This window comes from Nocardioides sp. NPDC006303, assembly GCF_040613175.1.
GTDB lineage: Bacteria > Actinomycetota > Actinomycetes > Propionibacteriales > Nocardioidaceae > Nocardioides.
The window spans coordinates 1-15,779 of record NZ_JBEXRR010000029.1 but is presented as its reverse complement, the minus strand read 5'-3'; the positions used below and the strand labels follow the sequence as shown (position 1 = coordinate 15,779).

General features: G+C 69.3%; 14 protein-coding genes. 6 read left to right on the top strand and 8 right to left on the bottom strand.

Translation table 11 applies throughout. From position 1 onward, the window contains the following. The first annotated feature begins 65 nt into the window (after positions 1-65). Together ABZY89_RS20360 and ABZY89_RS20355 are read left to right on the top strand one after the other, a co-directional pair. Positions 66-302, top strand: a complete 237-nt coding sequence (locus tag ABZY89_RS20360; RefSeq protein WP_091049571.1) for an Lrp/AsnC ligand binding domain-containing protein — start codon at positions 66-68, stop codon at positions 300-302. A gap of 39 nt (positions 303-341) precedes the next feature. Beyond that, complete coding sequence (locus ABZY89_RS20355; protein WP_355230107.1) at positions 342-1,298, top strand: D-alanine--D-alanine ligase; 957 nt, start codon at positions 342-344, stop codon at positions 1,296-1,298. A gap of 134 nt (positions 1,299-1,432) precedes the next feature. Here ABZY89_RS20355 and ABZY89_RS20350 read toward each other — a convergent pair whose 3' ends face one another. The 4 genes from ABZY89_RS20350 to ABZY89_RS20335 form a co-directional block, all read right to left on the bottom strand. Further along, on the bottom strand, positions 1,433-2,386 hold the full coding sequence (locus ABZY89_RS20350) for a hypothetical protein (RefSeq protein WP_355230105.1): 954 nt from the start codon (positions 2,384-2,386) through the stop codon (positions 1,433-1,435). A 340-nt stretch (positions 2,387-2,726) separates the two neighbouring features. Further along, on the bottom strand, positions 2,727-3,842 hold the full coding sequence (locus ABZY89_RS20345; protein ID WP_355230103.1) for a hypothetical protein: 1,116 nt from the start codon (positions 3,840-3,842) through the stop codon (positions 2,727-2,729). 20 nt (positions 3,843-3,862) lie between these two features. Then, positions 3,863-5,353 (bottom strand): UDP-N-acetylmuramoyl-tripeptide--D-alanyl-D-alanine ligase, encoded by a 1,491-nt coding sequence (murF, locus tag ABZY89_RS20340; protein WP_355230101.1) that lies wholly within the window; start codon positions 5,351-5,353, stop codon positions 3,863-3,865. A 23-nt stretch (positions 5,354-5,376) separates the two neighbouring features. Next, on the bottom strand, positions 5,377-6,114 hold the full coding sequence (locus tag ABZY89_RS20335; RefSeq protein ID WP_355230099.1) for an alpha/beta hydrolase: 738 nt from the start codon (positions 6,112-6,114) through the stop codon (positions 5,377-5,379). Positions 6,115-6,201: 87 nt separating this feature from the next. Between ABZY89_RS20335 and ABZY89_RS20330 the strand changes: the two genes are divergently transcribed. Beyond that, positions 6,202-7,269: a PLP-dependent transferase gene (locus ABZY89_RS20330; protein ID WP_355230097.1), complete on the top strand. Its 1,068-nt coding sequence runs from the start codon at positions 6,202-6,204 to the stop codon at positions 7,267-7,269. Here the strand turns inward: ABZY89_RS20330 and ggt are convergent. Further along, positions 7,266-9,092, bottom strand: a complete 1,827-nt coding sequence (gene ggt, locus ABZY89_RS20325; RefSeq protein ID WP_355230096.1) for a gamma-glutamyltransferase — start codon at positions 9,090-9,092, stop codon at positions 7,266-7,268. The two genes, ABZY89_RS20330 and ggt, sit on opposite strands and share 4 nt — an antisense overlap. Positions 9,093-9,267: 175 nt before the next feature. On the opposite strand from ggt, the gene ABZY89_RS20320 reads away from it, so the two are divergent. Further along, positions 9,268-10,929, top strand: coding sequence for a glycosyl hydrolase family 18 protein (locus tag ABZY89_RS20320; protein ID WP_355230094.1), 1,662 nt, complete (start codon positions 9,268-9,270; stop codon positions 10,927-10,929). 100 nt (positions 10,930-11,029) lie between these two features. Here ABZY89_RS20320 and ABZY89_RS20315 read toward each other — a convergent pair whose 3' ends face one another. Together ABZY89_RS20315 and ABZY89_RS20310 are read right to left on the bottom strand one after the other, a co-directional pair. Beyond that, positions 11,030-12,034, bottom strand: coding sequence for an NAD(P)H-dependent glycerol-3-phosphate dehydrogenase (locus tag ABZY89_RS20315; protein ID WP_355022151.1), 1,005 nt, complete (start codon positions 12,032-12,034; stop codon positions 11,030-11,032). Next, the gene (locus ABZY89_RS20310; protein ID WP_355230092.1) at positions 12,031-12,795 is read right to left on the bottom strand and encodes a lysophospholipid acyltransferase family protein; all 765 of its coding nucleotides are present in this window, start codon (positions 12,793-12,795) and stop codon (positions 12,031-12,033) included. The genes ABZY89_RS20315 and ABZY89_RS20310 overlap by 4 nt, the downstream gene beginning before the upstream one ends. Before the next feature lie 61 nt (positions 12,796-12,856). Between ABZY89_RS20310 and cofC the strand changes: the two genes are divergently transcribed. Next, the gene (cofC, locus tag ABZY89_RS20305) at positions 12,857-13,498 is read left to right on the top strand and encodes a 2-phospho-L-lactate guanylyltransferase (protein WP_355230090.1); all 642 of its coding nucleotides are present in this window, start codon (positions 12,857-12,859) and stop codon (positions 13,496-13,498) included. 5 nt (positions 13,499-13,503) lie between these two features. Here the strand turns inward: cofC and ABZY89_RS20300 are convergent, their stop codons facing one another. After that, complete coding sequence (locus tag ABZY89_RS20300; RefSeq protein WP_355230089.1) at positions 13,504-14,163, bottom strand: hypothetical protein; 660 nt, start codon at positions 14,161-14,163, stop codon at positions 13,504-13,506. 163 nt (positions 14,164-14,326) lie between these two features. Here ABZY89_RS20300 and ABZY89_RS20295 point away from each other — a divergent pair, with 163 nt between their 5' ends. Then, positions 14,327-15,604 carry a hypothetical protein gene (locus ABZY89_RS20295; protein ID WP_355230088.1) on the top strand — a complete coding sequence of 426 codons (1,278 nt, stop codon included), beginning with the start codon at positions 14,327-14,329 and terminating at the stop codon, positions 15,602-15,604. Positions 15,605-15,779: the final 175 nt, after the last annotated feature.

The following is a 15,779-nucleotide window of genomic DNA, read 5'->3' as shown; positions in this document are numbered from 1 at the left end:
GATAACGCGATAGGTTACTTGCCTGACGTTGTGCCAAGGAAGGCACGGAGAACAGGAGCAGCACCATGGTCGTACAGGCGTACATCCTCATCCAGACCGACGTCGGCAAGGCCGCAGAGGTCGCCACCGAGATCGGCAAGATCCAGGGCGTGACCCTGGCTGAGGACGTCACCGGTCCGTACGACGTGATCGTCCGCGCCGAGGCCCGCAACGTCGACGAGCTCGGCAAGCTGGTCGTGGCCCGCGTCCAGAGCCTCGAGGGCATCACCCGCACCCTGACCTGCCCGGTCGTCCACATCTGAGATTGACGGCTCTTCCCGGCCGTCTGTTAGAACGAACCCATGAGCACACCTCCTCTTTCCGGACCTGTCGCCGTCATCGCCGGCGGGCTCAGCCACGAACGCGACGTGTCGCTGGCCTCTGGCCGCAACCTCGTGCGCGAGCTGTCGGCGCTGGGCGTGGAGGTGGCTGCGTACGACTTCGACCGGGCGCTGCTGCACAACCTCGAGCGTGACAAGGCGGTCGTGGCGCTGCCGGCGCTGCACGGCCAGTTCGGTGAGGACGGCGAGATCCAGACGCTCCTGGAGCTGATCGGGATCCCGTACGTCGGCACCCTCTCCACCTCCTGCCGCGTCGCGTTCGACAAGACGGCTGCCCGCGAGCTTCTGCGCCGCGGGGGCATCCCCGTGCCGGACTCGGTCTCGCTGTCGTCCACGACGTTCCGCGACGTCGGCGCGCCGGTGCTGATGGAGCACGTCATCTCGCGGCTGGGTGAGCGGGTCGTGGTCAAGCCCTCGCGCGGCGGCTCCGCGCTCGGCGTCACCGGCGTCGACGGCCTCTCCGCCCTCCCCGCGGCCCTGGTCAAGACCTACGCCTACTGCGACGAGGCGCTCATCGAGCGCTTCTACGCCGGCATCGACGTCTCCGTGGTCGTCCACGAGACCGACGAGGGCGTCAAGCCGCTGACCCCGATCGCCATCGACTTCAGCAAGGGCCACGAGTTCGACTTCGCGGCGCGCTACACCGCGGAGTTCGTCGGCTTCGGCCGCCCCGACCTCCCCGACGCGCTGCTCGCCGAGCTGGGCGAGACCGCCGTACGCGCTCACGAGCTGCTCGGCATGCGTGACATCTCCCGCACCGACTTCATGGTCACCCCCGACGGCAGCTTCGTCGTCCTCGAGGTCGCCATCACTCCCGGCGCCACCGAGACCAGCGTCTTCCCCTTCGCCGCCAAGCACGACGGCACCTCGATGGGCGAGGTCACCCTCGCCCTCCTCAAGCGCGCCCTCTCCCGCTGACCCCGCCGGTCGCCAGGGATACCCGGTTGACCGGGTATCCCTGGACATGACGGGCACTGAAACACCCACCCAGTCCACGAAGTGCCCGTCAAGCCCTGCCGTACGTCTCACTAACCGGACCGCGAGAACAGTCATCAAGCCGCCGCGCGCGCAAAGGCAGCGCGGATCCTGGCGGCGACCCGCTCAGGGCTGGCGAGATCGGCCCAGGTCAAACGGATACACCGCCAACCTGTGAGTTCCTCGATCATCTCCTGTCGGCGCTTCTCCCTGAGCACCACGTCAGTGACCGACTCACCCTCGCGTAACAACTCCTGATACTTGATACGGCCGTCGAACTCCACCCACACCCCATACTCCGGCCACGCGAAGTCGAGTCGAGCGACTATGTTTCCCGAGTCATCGGATACCTCGTACTGCGGACAAGGCATCGGCAACGCTTGGGCGAAGCAAAGGTGGAACACGCGCCCCTCGCCGACGGACTCGATCCGGCCATCGGCGAGCCGGAGGACCAAGTCAGTGGTCAAGGTCTGAGGCCAATGATCCATCGCACCGGCGTAGCGCTGGACAAGCTGTTCCATCGTGACCGGTTTGCGATGCAGGAGGCAGCTCGTGAGGACGAGACCGACCTCGACCCGCGCCATGGTGGTGACCTCTAGTAGGGCCCTCACCGGTGAGGTGACGTCGACGTCACCAATGCGTACGACATCCCCTTCGACCAAGCGTCCGCGATGCTGCTGGACGCCGGCCTCCTTGCGCCCGCTCTTTCCGTCTCGTCTCGTCAGATGCAGGTTTCGAAGGTCGAGTCCCCACGAAGGCACCGCTTCGGGATAGAGGGCGATCGCGGACGTATGGGAGATCACGACCTCCGTCTTCGCCTGCTTCGCCGCGGCTCGGGCGCGCACCGCGTGCTGAGAGCGTTCATCGAGCGCGGCAAACGGCGCGGCGTTCACGTACGCCCCGCGGCGGGCGCGTGCAAACTGGCCAGACCGGACGGATCGCAGGATCGTGGCATCGTCATAGCCCGACGCGAGCAACTCCCGCCGCAGTCGGATTGGCATGAGACGTACATCATCGGGATCTAGGTTCATGCCGCTCAGCCTGGCCATGACCTAGGACAATCTTCGAGGCCCGGAGGCCTCTCTGTGGATAACTCGAACCTCAAGTGCACCTGTGGACGCCAACCGGCCCGAGTCACTGTCACCGCGGCTCGGGCTGGCTCAGAAATTGAGACCGTCGGATCGACTCGACGGGCACTTCGTGGACTGGACGGGTGTTTCAGTGCCCGTCATGTCCAGGGATACCCGGTCGACCGGGTATCCCACGCCCGCCACAACCTCAGCGGCTCGTCCTGACGTAAACCACGCCGAGTCGGCGCGTTAGAACGCGCCGACTCGGCGTGGTTTTCGGTCAGCTTGCGCCGACTCGGGGTCAGCTCAGGCCGGTGAGCTTGCCGGCGATGCCACCGGCGGCCTTGAGGGCGACGCCCTCCTCGAAGTTCCGGGTCACCTGAGGGATGTGCTTCTCGGCCTCGGCGATGGCGCTGGTGAGGACCTCGGAGGCGGGGGTGTCGGGCCACAGGTAGAGCGAGAGGGCGCCGGGGATGGAGTTGACCTCGTTGATGTAGACCTCGCCCTTGCCGTCGGAGAGGAAGTCGATGCGGAGGATGCCGGTGAGGCCGGTGAGCTCCACGACGCGTACGGCCAGGTCCTTGATCTGCTTCGTGACCGACTCCTCGACCTGGGCGGGGAACTCGCGCGGAGAGGAGGAGAGGCCGTCGGTGTGGACGTACTTGGCGGAGTAGTCGTACATCTTCGCCTCATCCGAGCGCAGCGGACGCTCGACGTCGCTCACCACGACCTCGGGCGCGGTGCGCACCGAGGCGTTGAGGTCGAAGAGGTCGGGACGGTACGGCTCGACGACCGCGCCCGCGCGCAGGTGCGGGGAGGTGTTGAGGAGCGCCAGGCCGGTCTCGTAGTCGTCGACGACCTCGATGCCGATCGAGGAGCCGCCGAAGCGCGGCTTGACGATGTAGGGGCCCTCGAAGGACGGGGCGGCGTAGCGCGAGAGCAACTCGCGCTGCAGCGACGGGAGGCCGGCGTTGAGCATGACCGCGCCGAAGGCGAGCTTGTCCATGCCGAGCGCGGCCGCGGCCGGGGTCGCGCCGGTCGCCTTGAGGCCGGCGAGCTCGAAGAGCCACTGGATGCCGCCGGCCTCGCCCGCGCCGCCGTGGAAGGCGGAGAGGATCGGGCCGGTCTCGAGGCGCTTTCCGCCGCCGAAGCCGCCGACGGTGTAGAACCCGTCGCCCTTCTCGGAACCGAGGCGGAACTCGACGGCCTTGGAGCCCTTCGGCTCGCCGCCGAGGAAGTCACGCGCCTCCTGCTTGGCGGGCACCAGGAACCACTTGTCGGAGCGCGCCCAGTAGAGACACGTCACCTCGACGCCGGCACCGGAGAGGACCCGCTCGGCCTGAAGGCCGGTGAGGATGCTGATGTCGTGCTCGGCGCTGGGACCGCCGAAGACGATGGTGGCCTTGGTTACGCTCATGGTGAAAGCTCCTGAGGGTCCTACGCGTAGTGGTCGGGGAGGTCGTTCTCGTACAGCACCACGTCGCCCTCCTTGGCCGCGGTCAGAGCATGATCCGCTGCCGCCTTACGGCTCTCGAACGCAGTGGTTCGCGCTGGCTCCCCCGAACGCAGCGCTTTTCGGTTGGTGCGACCGACGATGCACAGCCGCATCTTGTCGGAGGCCGTGGCAGCCTGCGCGAACTCGATGTTGCGCGCGGCCTGCTCAGTGCCCAGCTCGACCATACCGGGCGTGATGGTCCACACCGTGCCCGACTCCCCTGCCAGCCGCTTGGCCTTCGCGAGCGCCGCGGCGGCACCGGTGGGGTTGGAGTTGAACGTGTCGTCGACGACCCAGACGCCGCCGGGCGTCCTGTTGGCCTCGGCGCGGTGGGGCGTGCCGGGGATAGACGCCAGCCGCTGGGTGATCGTCTCGATCGGGACCTCGACCGCGAGGGCGAGGCCGACGGCGATCGCCACGTTGATCGGGTGCCCGACCTCGTCGGGCAGCTGGACGGCGTACGTCTCGCCGTTGATCTGGAGCGCGCCGTCGGCCACCACGACCTCGGCGGTGGTGCCAGGTACGGCGGAGCAGGCGATGACGCGCTTGCTGGCGCGGAGGTTCTCGGCGATGAGGGCGAGCTCGGGTACGTCGATGTTGAGCACCACGGTCGAGGCCTTCGGGAGGATCTCCGACTTGGCCTTCACGATCGTCTCGCGCGACTTCATCCGCTCCAGGTGGGCCTCGCCGATCGTGGTGATCGCGGCGACCTCGGGGGGGAAGATCTCGGTCAGCTCGGCGATCTCGCCGGGGCCGTAGGTGCCCATCTCGGCGACGAAGATGTCGGTGCCGGGCTGGAGGCGGTCGTTGACCGCGCGGGAGAGGCCCATCGCGTTGTTGAAGCTCGCCGGCGAGGCCAGCGTCGACCAGCGGCCCTGCATGAGGTGGGTCGCGTAGTTCTTCGTCGACGTCTTGCCGTAGGAGCCGGTGATCGCGACGATCCGCGGGTTGACCTTCTTGATCGTGGCGGCCGCCTGGACCTGCCACTTCTTCGCCATCGCCTTCTCGATCGGCCACATGATCGCCAGCGCCGCCTCGGCCAGCGGGACCGCGAGGATCGGGAGCAGGCCGGCAGCGGCCGGGACGACGAGCGCGATCACGACGGTGACGATCGCGTGCAGCACGAAGAGCACACCGGCCAGGCGCTTGACGCGGTCGGTCCACACCAGCCGCTTGGCGCCGGTGAAACTCATCCCGACCGGCCAGCCGATGAACAGCAGCGCGCCGACGAGCGCGCCGTAGGGCAGCACGAACGAGGCCAGGCAGACCACGACGAGCGCGCCGAGCAGGATCGCCTCGACCGGGCGTGCCTTGATCCAGATCCACTCGATCGCGAACAGCCGCGTCGGCTCGTAGTGCTCACGCTGAGCGACCCGCAGCCAGCGGTAGTACGAGACCAGGGTCAGCGCGGAGGTGACCAGGACGATCCACATGCTTCTTCTTCAGCCCCTCAGATTCAGTTCGTACGAAGTTCGTCGATGGTGCCTCGGAGGCTCTTGACCAGGGCCGCGTCGAGCAGGTGCGCGGACCCGGGGACGATCTCCAGGGTCGCGTTGGCCCCCAGGATCTCCATGGCCTCACCGGGCATCCAGACCGGTGCGGCGGTGTCGTTCTCACCCCAGATCAGGCGGACCGGAAGGTTCTTCGGGATGGCTGCCAGTTGGTCTGTGTAGTCGTCATTGACGGCCTTCACCAGCACCTGGCGCATGACGCCCTTCGCATTGCGGTAGTCCGATGATCCGTACTTCTCCCGCAGCTGCTCCATCTTTGACTCCGGGATGAGCTTCTTGGAGTAAGCCCAACGACCGGCCCGGTAAGCAAGCTTGGGCTTCCCGCCCACCTTGGGGCGGAAGAGAGGTACGCCAGTGAGCACGACCCCACGGACGAGCTCGGGATGCGCGGCAGCGAGTTGGACCGCGACACGGCCACCGAAGGAGTGCCCAACGAGAACCGGACGGTCGAGATCCCGCAGGATCTTCGCGAGCCACTCGGCGTACTCCCTCGTACCCCATGCCTCATCGGGCGCCGGGGTCGCGCCGAAGCCGGGCTGGTCGAGCGCGAGCGCGTCCAGGCCCTCGAGCGTCGAGCCCCAGTCGCTGCGGTTGCGCGCCCAGCCGTGCAGGGCCACGACGGTGGCAGCATCCTTGCCGTGCTTCTCACCGAAGGCACGTCCATCCAGCAGGGTCGTCAACACGGCCGCAACCTTATCCGGGACCATGCGCTGACCCGTAACCGCGCGGCGCGTGAGCCCGGTTGCCGAGCGGGCAATAGGGTCGAAGTCATGGATCACAAGCCCGCCACGATCGCCGTCCACGCCGGGCGGCCGGCCCACGAGCCCGACCAGCCGCTCAACGTACCGATCACGATGGCCTCGACCTATGTGGCCGGCGGGGACAAGGAGTACGGGCGCTACACCAACGACTCGTGGGTGGCGTTCGAGGAGGCGCTCGGGCAGCTCGAGGGCGGGCGGGCGCTGTCGTTCGCCTCCGGGCTCGCGGCGATCGCGACCCTGCTCGATCTGGTCAACGACTCGGTGGTCGTGGCGACCGAGCAGAGCTATCTGGGGACGATCGGCCAGCTGGCCGACCTCGAGGGGCGCGGCCGGCTGACGGCGCGCCTCGCGGACTTCTCCGACACCGCCGCGGTCGTGAAGCTGCTCGAGAAGCTCGACGGCGAGGTCGCGCTGGTCTGGGTCGAGACGCCGACCAACCCGGGGATGCAGCTCGCCGACCTGCCGGCGGTCATCGCCGCCGCCCACAAGGCCGGGGCGCGGGTCGTGGTCGACAACACCTTCGCCACTCCCCTGCTCCAGCAGCCGCTCGCGCTCGGCGCGGACATCGTCATCCACTCGGCCACGAAGTTCATCGCCGGCCACTCCGACGTCGTCATGGGCGCGGTCGTCGTCTCCGACGACACGCTGTGGGACGTACTCAAGGCCCGTCGCGACCTGCTCGGCGCTATCCCCGGCCCGTTCGAGGCGTGGCTGGCGCTTCGCGGCATTCGTACGCTGCACCTGCGCGTCGAGCGCTCCTCCGCCAACGCGGCGACCCTCGCCGAGCGCCTGGCAGCGCACCCGGCGGTGGCTGAGGTCCGCTACCCCGGGTTCGGCGGCATGCTCGCGGCCGTCTTGCCCACCGCGGAGCAGGCCGACCTCCTCACCCACTCCACCTCGCTGTGGGTCAATGCGACCTCCCTCGGCGGCGTCGAGTCCACCTTCGAGCGCCGTCGCCGCTGGAAGACCGAGTCGGCGACGGTGCCCGACGGGCTGGTGCGGCTGTCGGTCGGGGTCGAGGACGTCGACGACCTCTGGGCCGACCTCCTCCAGGCGCTGGACCGCATCGGGAGCTAGTGGGTCGGCGACTCCGGGCTCACCACCAGCGCGGACCCGCCACCGCGTCGCCACGGCTCGGCGGTCGAGGTCAGCAGCCCGTCGGGGCCGATCTCGATCGCGGTGGCCGCACCGAGCTCAGCGGTCGGGGCGAAGCTGTGCCCCAGCGATGTCAGCGGCCCTCCGTACGCCTCGATGAACGCCGGCTCGGCGCCGGTGCTCGCGGCATTGCGCTGGGAGACCCGCGGCGCCGCCATGGCCTCGGGAAGGGTCCGGTCGCGCGCGTACCGCTCGATGATGATCTGGAGCACCGTGGTGATGATCGTCGAGCCACCGGGCGAACCGACCGCCAGCACGGGCCGGCCGTCGGAGAGGACGATCGTGGGTGACATCGAGCTGCGCGGGCGCTTGTTGGGCTCGATCCGGTTGGGGTCGTCGGCCCGGTAGGTCGTCGAGAAGTCGGTCAGCTCGTTGTTGAGAATGAAGCCGCGGCCGGGCACGGTGATGCCGGATCCACCGGTCTGCTCGATGGTCAGGGTGTACTCGACGACGTTGCCCCAGCGGTCGACCACGGTCAGGTTGGTGGTCTCGAGGTTCTCGGTGTCCTTCGCGGTCTCGCCCGCGCCTCCCGCGCCGTCGCAGACCCCGTCGAAGTCGTACGCATCACCGGCTGCCACAGGCTTGGGCTGGGCCGCCGCGGGGTCGATGCCGCAGGCCCGCTCGGCAGCGAAGGCGTCGTCGAGGAGCGCCTCGACTGGTACGTCGACGTGGTCGGGGTCGCCGAGGTAGGCGCCCCGGTCGGCGAAGGCGATCGCGCTCGCCTCGAGAAGATGGTGGTAGGCCTCGGTGTTGGTCATCCCGGCCAGCTCGTAGCGCTCCAGGATGTTGAGCGCCTCGCCCACCGAGGTGCCGCCCGAGGACGGCGGGGCCATCCCGTAGACGTCCAGGTCGCGGTAGGTCGAGTGGGTCGGCTCGCGGTCGGGGGCGGTGTAGGCGGCGAGGTCCTCGGTGGTCACCCAGCCGGCCGGAACCGGGAGGTCGGTGTCGTCGCTCTTCGGCGGCTCGGCCACCGTCGCGGCGATCTCCGCGGCCAGCGGGCCGCGGTAGAAGGCCTTCACGCCCTTGCGGGCGAGCAGGTCGTAGGTCGCGGCGATGTCGGGGTTGCGGAACCGGCTGCCGACCTCGGGCGCGGATCCTCCGGGAAGAAATAGTTCGGCAGTGGAATCGATCGCTGCGAAACGTTCCGCGTTGTCGACGGTCTGCTGGCGGAACGTCTCGTCGACGACGAAGCCCCGGCGAGCCAGCCGCGCGGCCGGCGCGAGCGACTGGCCGAGCGACCGGGTGCCCCACTTCCTCAGCGCCTTGTCCCAGGTCAGCGGGGTGCCGGGCACGCCGACAGAGGCGCCGCTGGTGACCATGTCGGGGAAGAACGGATACTCCTTCCCGGTCTCGGGGTCGATGAACGCATCGCGCGGCATCGCGGCCGGAGCCTTCTCCCGACCGTCGATCGTCTCGACCTCGCCGGTGCGCGCGGAGTAGTGCACGAAGAAGCCGCCTCCGCCGATCCCGGCCGAGTAGGGCTCGGTCACACCGAGCGCCGCGGCCGTCGCGACCGCGGCGTCGGTCGCGTTGCCGCCCTTGCGCAGCACCTCGAGCCCGACCCGGCTCGCGTCGGCGTCGACGCTCGCCACCGCGCCTCCGTAGCCGACCGCAGTGGGCACCTTCGGTGGTGGCGCCAGCCTCTCCTCCGGGGCGGCGGTGGCCCCGGCGTACGGGACCAGAGTGGCCAGCGCGAGCGCGCCCCCGGTCAGTGTGGCGACAACTGCAGAGCGGCGTCCGAGCATGGCGATCTCCCAGAGATTGGCGGCTCATCGAACGTACTACTTCGGCGCCGACCTCGAATTACGTTCTGAAATTCCTTAATTAGTAAGGGTTGCTTACAAACAAACCGACTGCCACCATCGAATGGCGATTCGGGCGCCTGGTGCCCGAGCCAGCCATCACCTCGGAGGTGTCACCATGCATGTCGCCTTGCCCTCACGAAGATCACGACGATCACGCCGGACAGCCGGCCTTCTCATCGGCGCACTCGCCGGAGCGCTCGCCCTCACCGGCACGCTCGTCCTCACCAGCACCCCGTCCAGCGCATCGCTCAAGACGGCCGCCGCGGAGCCGACCGCGATCAACGGCTACCGCAACGTCGGCTACTTCGTGCAGTGGGGTGTCTACGGCCGAGCCTTCAAGCTCAAGCAGCTGGAGACGTCCGGGGTCGCCGACGACCTCACCCACCTCAACTACGCTTTCGGCAACATCCACCACCAGACGCTGACCTGCTTCGAGGCCAACAAGGCCCAGGGGGAGGGGCCCAACGGCTCCGACGGCGCCGGTGACGCCTACGCCGACTACGGGATGTCGTACGCAGCCGACGCCTCCGTCTCCGGCACGGCCGACACCTGGGACCAGCCCCTGGCCGGCTCCTTCAACCAGCTCAAGCAGCTCAAGGCGAAGCACCCCGACCTGAAGGTCCTGCTCTCGCTGGGCGGCTGGACCTGGTCGAAGAACTTCTCCCTCGCGGCGGCCACGCCGGAGTCGCGACGCAAGTTCGTCTCCTCCTGCATCGACCTCTACATCAAGGGCAACCTGCCGGTCATCGACGGCCGCGGTGGCGCCGGAGCGGCCGCCGGCGTCTTCGACGGCTTCGACATCGACTGGGAGTGGCCGGGCTCGCCCAACGGCAACACCGGCAACCACGTCGACCCGGTCAACGACCGCGCCAACTTCAAGGCGCTGTTGGCCGAGTTCCGCTCCCAGCTGGACGCCCTCGGCTCGACCACGGGCAAGGACTACCAGCTCTCCGCATTCCTCCCGGCCAACCCGCAGGACATCGAGGCGGGCGGCTGGAACGACCCGGCGATCTTCAACTCCCTCGACTTCGGCAACATCCAGGGCTACGACCTGTGGGGCGCCTGGGACCCGACGCTGACCGGCCACCAAGGCAACCTCTACGCCGACCCCGCCGACCCGCGCCCCGACGGGAAGCGGTTCAGCGTGGACGAGTCGGTCCGCGAGTACCTCGACGCCGGCATCTCACCGGCTCAGCTCGGGCTCGGTATGGCGGCGTACGGCCGTGGCTGGCAGGGTGCGACCTCCTCCGCCCCGTGGGGCCCGGCGACCGCCGCGGCACCAGGGACGTACGAGGCCGGCAACGAGGACTACGACAAGCTCAAGTCCCGCGGCACCGACCACTACGACGCCGCGACCGGCGCCGGGTGGCGCTACGACGGCAACCAGTGGTGGAGCTACGACAACAAGCGCACGATCGCCCAGAAGGCGGCGTACGCCATCTCGAAGGGCCTCGGCGGAGGCATGTGGTGGGAGCTCTCCGGTGACCGCCAGGGCGAGCTGATCGGCACCTTCGCCGACGCCATGCGCAACGGCACCGGCGGCCCGGTCGAGGAGCCGGACCCGACCGATCCGCCCACCGAGGAGCCCACGGACCCGCCGACCGAGGAACCGACCGACCCGCCCGGCGGGGCGGCCGCATGGTCGGCCACGACGGTGTACGTCGCCGGTGACCGTGCCACCTACGGCGGTCACCTGTGGGAGGCCAAGTGGTGGACCCAGGGCAACACCCCTGGCACCGAGGAGTGGGGCCCGTGGAAGGACCTCGGCACCGCCTGACCCGCTGATCCTGCATCAAGGTACGCAGAGAAAGGCCCGCTTCCCGTGCGGAACTCCGCTCGGGAAGCGGGCCTTCGGCTGCATACCGTGACGAAGGAACCTACTCGGTCTCGGCCTTCGTCGGCCGCTCGAGCATCTCATCCATGATCTCGCTGACGGTCTTGGCGCCGGAGACGACGTCGTCGACGTACTGGGCCAGCGGCACGTCCACCCCGACCTTCGCCGCCAGCTCGCGCAGCGAGTGCGACGACTTGGCGCCCTCGGCGACCTGGTGGCTGGAGGCGAGGATGTCGGCGGTGGTCATGCCCTTGCCGAGCTTCTCCCCGAACGTACGGTTGCGGGACAGCGGCGAGGAGCAGGTCGCAGCCAGGTCACCGAGGCCGGCCAGCCCCATGAGGGTCATCGGGTTGGCGCCGAGCTGCATCGCCAGCCGCGCGGTCTCGGCGAGACCGCGGGTGATCAGCGACGCCTGGGTGTTGTCGCCGAACCCCATCCCGGCGGCCATGCCGGTCGAGATCGCGACCACGTTCTTGTAGGCCCCGCCGATCTCGCAGCCGACCACGTCGGTCGAGGTGTAGGGGCGGAACGCGGGCGAGTGCACGCGCGCCTGGATCGTCTTGGCGACCTCCTCGTCGGCGCACGCCACCACACCGGCGGCGGGCTCGCGACGAATGATCTCCTTGGACAGGTTGGGACCGCTGACGACCGCGATCCGCTCCGGCCCCGCACCGGTGACGTGGGCGATCACCTCGCTCATCCGCTCGAGGGTGCCGAGCTCGACACCCTTCATCAGCGAGACCAGCGGTACGTCCTGGGGCAGGAACGGTGCCCAGTCGGTGAGGTTGGCGCGCAGCGTCTGCGACGGCGCCGCGAGGACGACCAGATCGGCTCCGTGCGCGGCCTTCTCGATGTCGTGGGTGGCGCTGATGTTGTGCGGCAGCTCGGTGCCCGGGTGGTAGTCGGGGTTCTCGTGGGTGTCGTTGATCGCCGCCGCGACCTCCTCACGCCGCGCCCACATGGTCACGTCGTTGCCGGCGTCGGCGAGGATGACCGAGAACGCGGTGCCCCATGAGCCCGCTCCGAAGACCGCTACTTTGCCACTCAATTGCTGTCCTTCTTCTTCGTCTTGCGGGGGTCGCCGGTCGCGTTCACACCGGCCTTCTTCGGGTCGAAGAGCTCGCTGGGCGGCTCCTCCTCCCGGATGTCGGCCACCAGGCCGACGATCGCCTTCATGATCCGATCGGTCGCCTGGTTGACGACCGCCGGCGTGTGCTCCTGGACCTCGAGATCCTTCAGGTCGACCGGGTCACCGATCTTCATCTGGATCATCTTGCGACCGATCAGGTGCGGCTTGAGAGAGTACGCCGGAAGCAGCTCCTGGGCTCCCCACTGTCCCACCGGGTAGACCGGGGCGCCGGTCGCGAGCGCGATCCGCGCCGCACCGGACTTGCCGCGCATCGGCCAGCCGGTCGGGTCCTTGGTGATCGAGCCCTCGACGTAGACGACCACGATGCTGCCCTCGTTGACCGCCTTCACGGCCGCATCGAACGCCGACGCGCCTGCCGTCCGGTCCACGGGGATCTGCCGGGCGGCCCGCAGGAACTTGCCCAACGGACCCTTGAACAGCGCGGCCTTGGCCAGATAGCTCGGCCTACGTCCGTAGTCCCACACGATGTGCGCGGCGGTGAACGGGTCGATCTCGGAGACGTGGTTGAGCGCGAACACCGCTCCCCCGCTCTCCGGGATCTTCTCGCCGCCCACCCACTCGTGCTTGGTGGTGGCGAGAAGGACGGGCTTCACGATGCCAACAGCCACGGTCCACGGCCAGCCGAGCTTGCCCTCCTGGAACTTCCGGTACTTTCCCACGCAGGGCAGGCTACCGGGCCGTCTCCGCGTGGTTGTGAGATACCTGTCAGGATCTACCTCGATGCCTGTACCTGCACCCGGTTACGTCGTACTGCTGCCCGTCAAGCCTCCGGCGCGCGGCAAGTCCCGGCTGGTCGGAATCGAGTCGCACGAACGGGCGGATCTCGCCCGCTCGTTCGCTCTCGACACCGCCGAGTCGTGCCTGGCCGCCTCCGGCGTCGGCGCCGTGCTGGTGATCACCGACGACTCCTACTTCGCCGCCGACGTCGCCCGTCTCGGCGCCGCCGTCATCCCCGACGGGGTCAGCGGAGACCTCAACGAGACCCTCGTACAGGGAGCACTCGAGGCCCGGCGTCGCTGGCCGGGGCTTCGCCCCGCTGCCCTGTGCGGCGACCTGCCCGCACTCCGCTCCGCCGACCTCGACGCGGCACTGAGCGCCGCGAGCGGGTTCGGGGCTGCGTACGTCGAGGACGCGGCGGGTGGGGGCACCACCCTCTACACCGCGATCCACGACCGGTTCCGGCCCGCGTTCGGGCCCGGGTCCGCCGCCGCCCATCGCGACGGCGGCGCCCATCCGCTGGAGGGCGACCTCCACTCGCTGCGCCACGACGTCGACACTCTCGAGGACCTCGAGGCCGTACGCAGCCTGGGGCTCGGGCCGCGTACGACTCTCGCGTCGGTCCGCGTCGGGACGCCCGGCTAGAACTGCTAGGCGTCGCTGGACGGCGTCTCGCTCCCGGTGGCCGGGCTCGTCGTCGAGGTCCCGCTCGCCGGAGCCTTCTTCGCCGCGGTCGTCTTCTTCTCCGCAGTCTTTGTCGCGGTCGTCTTCTTCGCCGCAGCAGTCGACTTCGCGGGTGCCTTCTTGGCCGTCGTCTTCTTGGCTGCGGTCTTCTTGGCAGCAGTCTTCTTGGCAGCAGTCTTCTTCGCGGCCGTCGTCTTCGCCGGGGTGGACGCGGCGGAGGTCTCCTTCGCCGGGGTAGCCGCAGCGGCCGTGGTCTTCTTCGCCGCGGGCGCCTTCTTCGCGGTCGTCTTCTTGGCGGTGGTCTTCTTCGCCGCCGGAGCCTTCGTGGCCGTGGTCTTCTTCGCCGCGGTCGTCGTCTTCTTCGCGGGGCTCTTCTTGGCCGTGGTCTTCTTGGCGGGGGTCTTCTTCGCCGGCGCGGCCTTCTCGGCCGCCTCGGTCACCGGGTCCGCAACCGCCTCGACGGCGGGCTCGGCCTTCACCGGCTCGGCGACGGCCTCAGCGACCGGCTTGGCGGGCGGCTTCACGACCGGCTCAGCGGCCTTGGCCGGCGCCTTACGTCCTGGCCGCGGCACCCTGACCTTGCCGGACACCACGTCGGCGACCAGCTTCCCGGCCGTCTCCCGCACCGCGCCGACTACTCTTCCGGCCTGTTTGCCTGCATCAGCTACTCGTTTTCTCACCACGCGATCGACCTTAGGCCATCTCCGGGCCTTCCGAACATACCGACGGCATGTGAAAACGGATTGTTCACCTGATCGCTCCTGATTCCGACGCCTCCACGTGGTTACCGTGGAGAGACTCGGGGCACGTCCGCAGCATCGCTTCGACATCGCAGCCTTCGGGAGACAGGACGAGGAAGGTACGACCATCACCGACGTGCACATCGACGAGGAGCAGCCCACCGTGGTGCTCGAGGAGCCGCAGACCACGGCGAGGCCCAGCCGCGCCGGGATCCTGTTCTCGGCATGCATCATCCTCGCCCTGATCGCCTCCGTGGCCTGGCTGGCCGTCCACACGACCCGGCTCGCCGAGGGCCGCACCGGCGCCAACGTACCGACGCCGGCGCCACCCGCCCCGACGGTCCGCAACAGCGAGCCGGCCATCCCCGCGACGTACGCCGATCTGCCCGTCGGCCCCGCGACGACCCTGCCGTTCGTCGACCAGGCCGGCCGCCTCCAGCTCGGCGCGAAGCCGCAGAAGGTCTTCGGCTCGCAGATGAGCGTGGCCGGCTGGACGGTGCTGATGTACGAGCGCGCCGACAAGCCCGGTCCGGTGTGGATCGCGCGGCGCGGGTCGACCATCCAGGTCCCCGGCCTGTGGACCCAGCCGGTCCTGAGCAAGGACGGCAACCAGCTCTTCGCGCTCCAGCAGACCGACGACGCCGTCTCCGCCCTCGTCGCGGTGGACACCACGACGGGCGAGGAGACCGACCGGCTCGTGCTCGAGGGCACGCCTGCGGCCACCGCGGTCCTCGGCACCGACCGCACCCGGGCCTACTTCCGCACCGGCATCGTGCCCGCCCCGCCGGCAGTGCCCGGCAACTACGGCGAGCTCACCGTCTCCCGGCCGCCGGTGACCGCCTGGGATCCGGGCGAGGCCACCCAGCGGATCTCGCTGCCGCTCGGGTACCAGCAGCTGATCCCGCTGCGCCGCGGCGTACTCCTCCACAACCCCAGCGAGTGGGAGGCCCGCTTCGCCGCCATCGAGGCCGACGGCAGCCTCACCCAGCCCGGCGTCCACGCTCCGCTGCCCGGGTCGGTCGCCGACTCCCCCGACGGCTCGATCGTCGCCATCGCCCGCAACCCCAGCGACCCCGGGATGATCAGCTACGGCGCCGAGCGCGGCATCGCGGTCAACATGAGCACCTCCGAGCACATCGACCTGCGCGTACCCGACTCCGTCGAGAAGGTGCGCGTCGCCGGCTTCGAGTCCGACCGCAGCGTCGTCCTCTACACCGCGACCGCCGCCGAGTCCTGGTACCTCCGCTGCTGGGTCGACACCGGCTCCTGCGACCGCATCACCGGCTCCCAGCGTGCTGCCGACGGCCGCCAGATCCGCCTCCCCTAGCCAGCCGAGGCATCACCCGCGTCGGCCGAAGCGTCAGTTGCGTCGGCCGAGACGTCAGTTGCGTCGGCCGAAATGGCAGTTGCCTCCGGGTATGCGGCGCTCGGACGGCACCAGTGTCTACCGGCACACCGGAGCCGACCGGTACACCAGCCAGCGAATCCTCAACGCCGAAGAC

Bases quoted from the DNA above. Each gene is read 5' to 3' on its own strand.
- ABZY89_RS20350 (WP_355230105.1), bottom strand. From the start codon at position 2,386: ATGAACCTAGATCCCGATGATGTACGTCTCATGCCAATCCGACTGCGG.
- ABZY89_RS20320 (WP_355230094.1), top strand. From the start codon at position 9,268: ATGCATGTCGCCTTGCCCTCACGAAGATCACGACGATCACGCCGGACA.
- ABZY89_RS20360 (WP_091049571.1), top strand. From the start codon at position 66: ATGGTCGTACAGGCGTACATCCTCATCCAGACCGACGTCGGCAAGGCC.
- ABZY89_RS20355 (WP_355230107.1), top strand. From the start codon at position 342: ATGAGCACACCTCCTCTTTCCGGACCTGTCGCCGTCATCGCCGGCGGG.
- murF (WP_355230101.1), bottom strand. From the start codon at position 5,353: ATGTGGATCGTCCTGGTCACCTCCGCGCTGACCCTGGTCTCGTACTAC.
- cofC (WP_355230090.1), top strand. From the start codon at position 12,857: ATGCCTGTACCTGCACCCGGTTACGTCGTACTGCTGCCCGTCAAGCCT.
- ABZY89_RS20345 (WP_355230103.1), bottom strand. From the start codon at position 3,842: ATGAGCGTAACCAAGGCCACCATCGTCTTCGGCGGTCCCAGCGCCGAG.
- ABZY89_RS20330 (WP_355230097.1), top strand. From the start codon at position 6,202: ATGGATCACAAGCCCGCCACGATCGCCGTCCACGCCGGGCGGCCGGCC.
- ggt (WP_355230096.1), bottom strand. From the start codon at position 9,092: ATGCTCGGACGCCGCTCTGCAGTTGTCGCCACACTGACCGGGGGCGCG.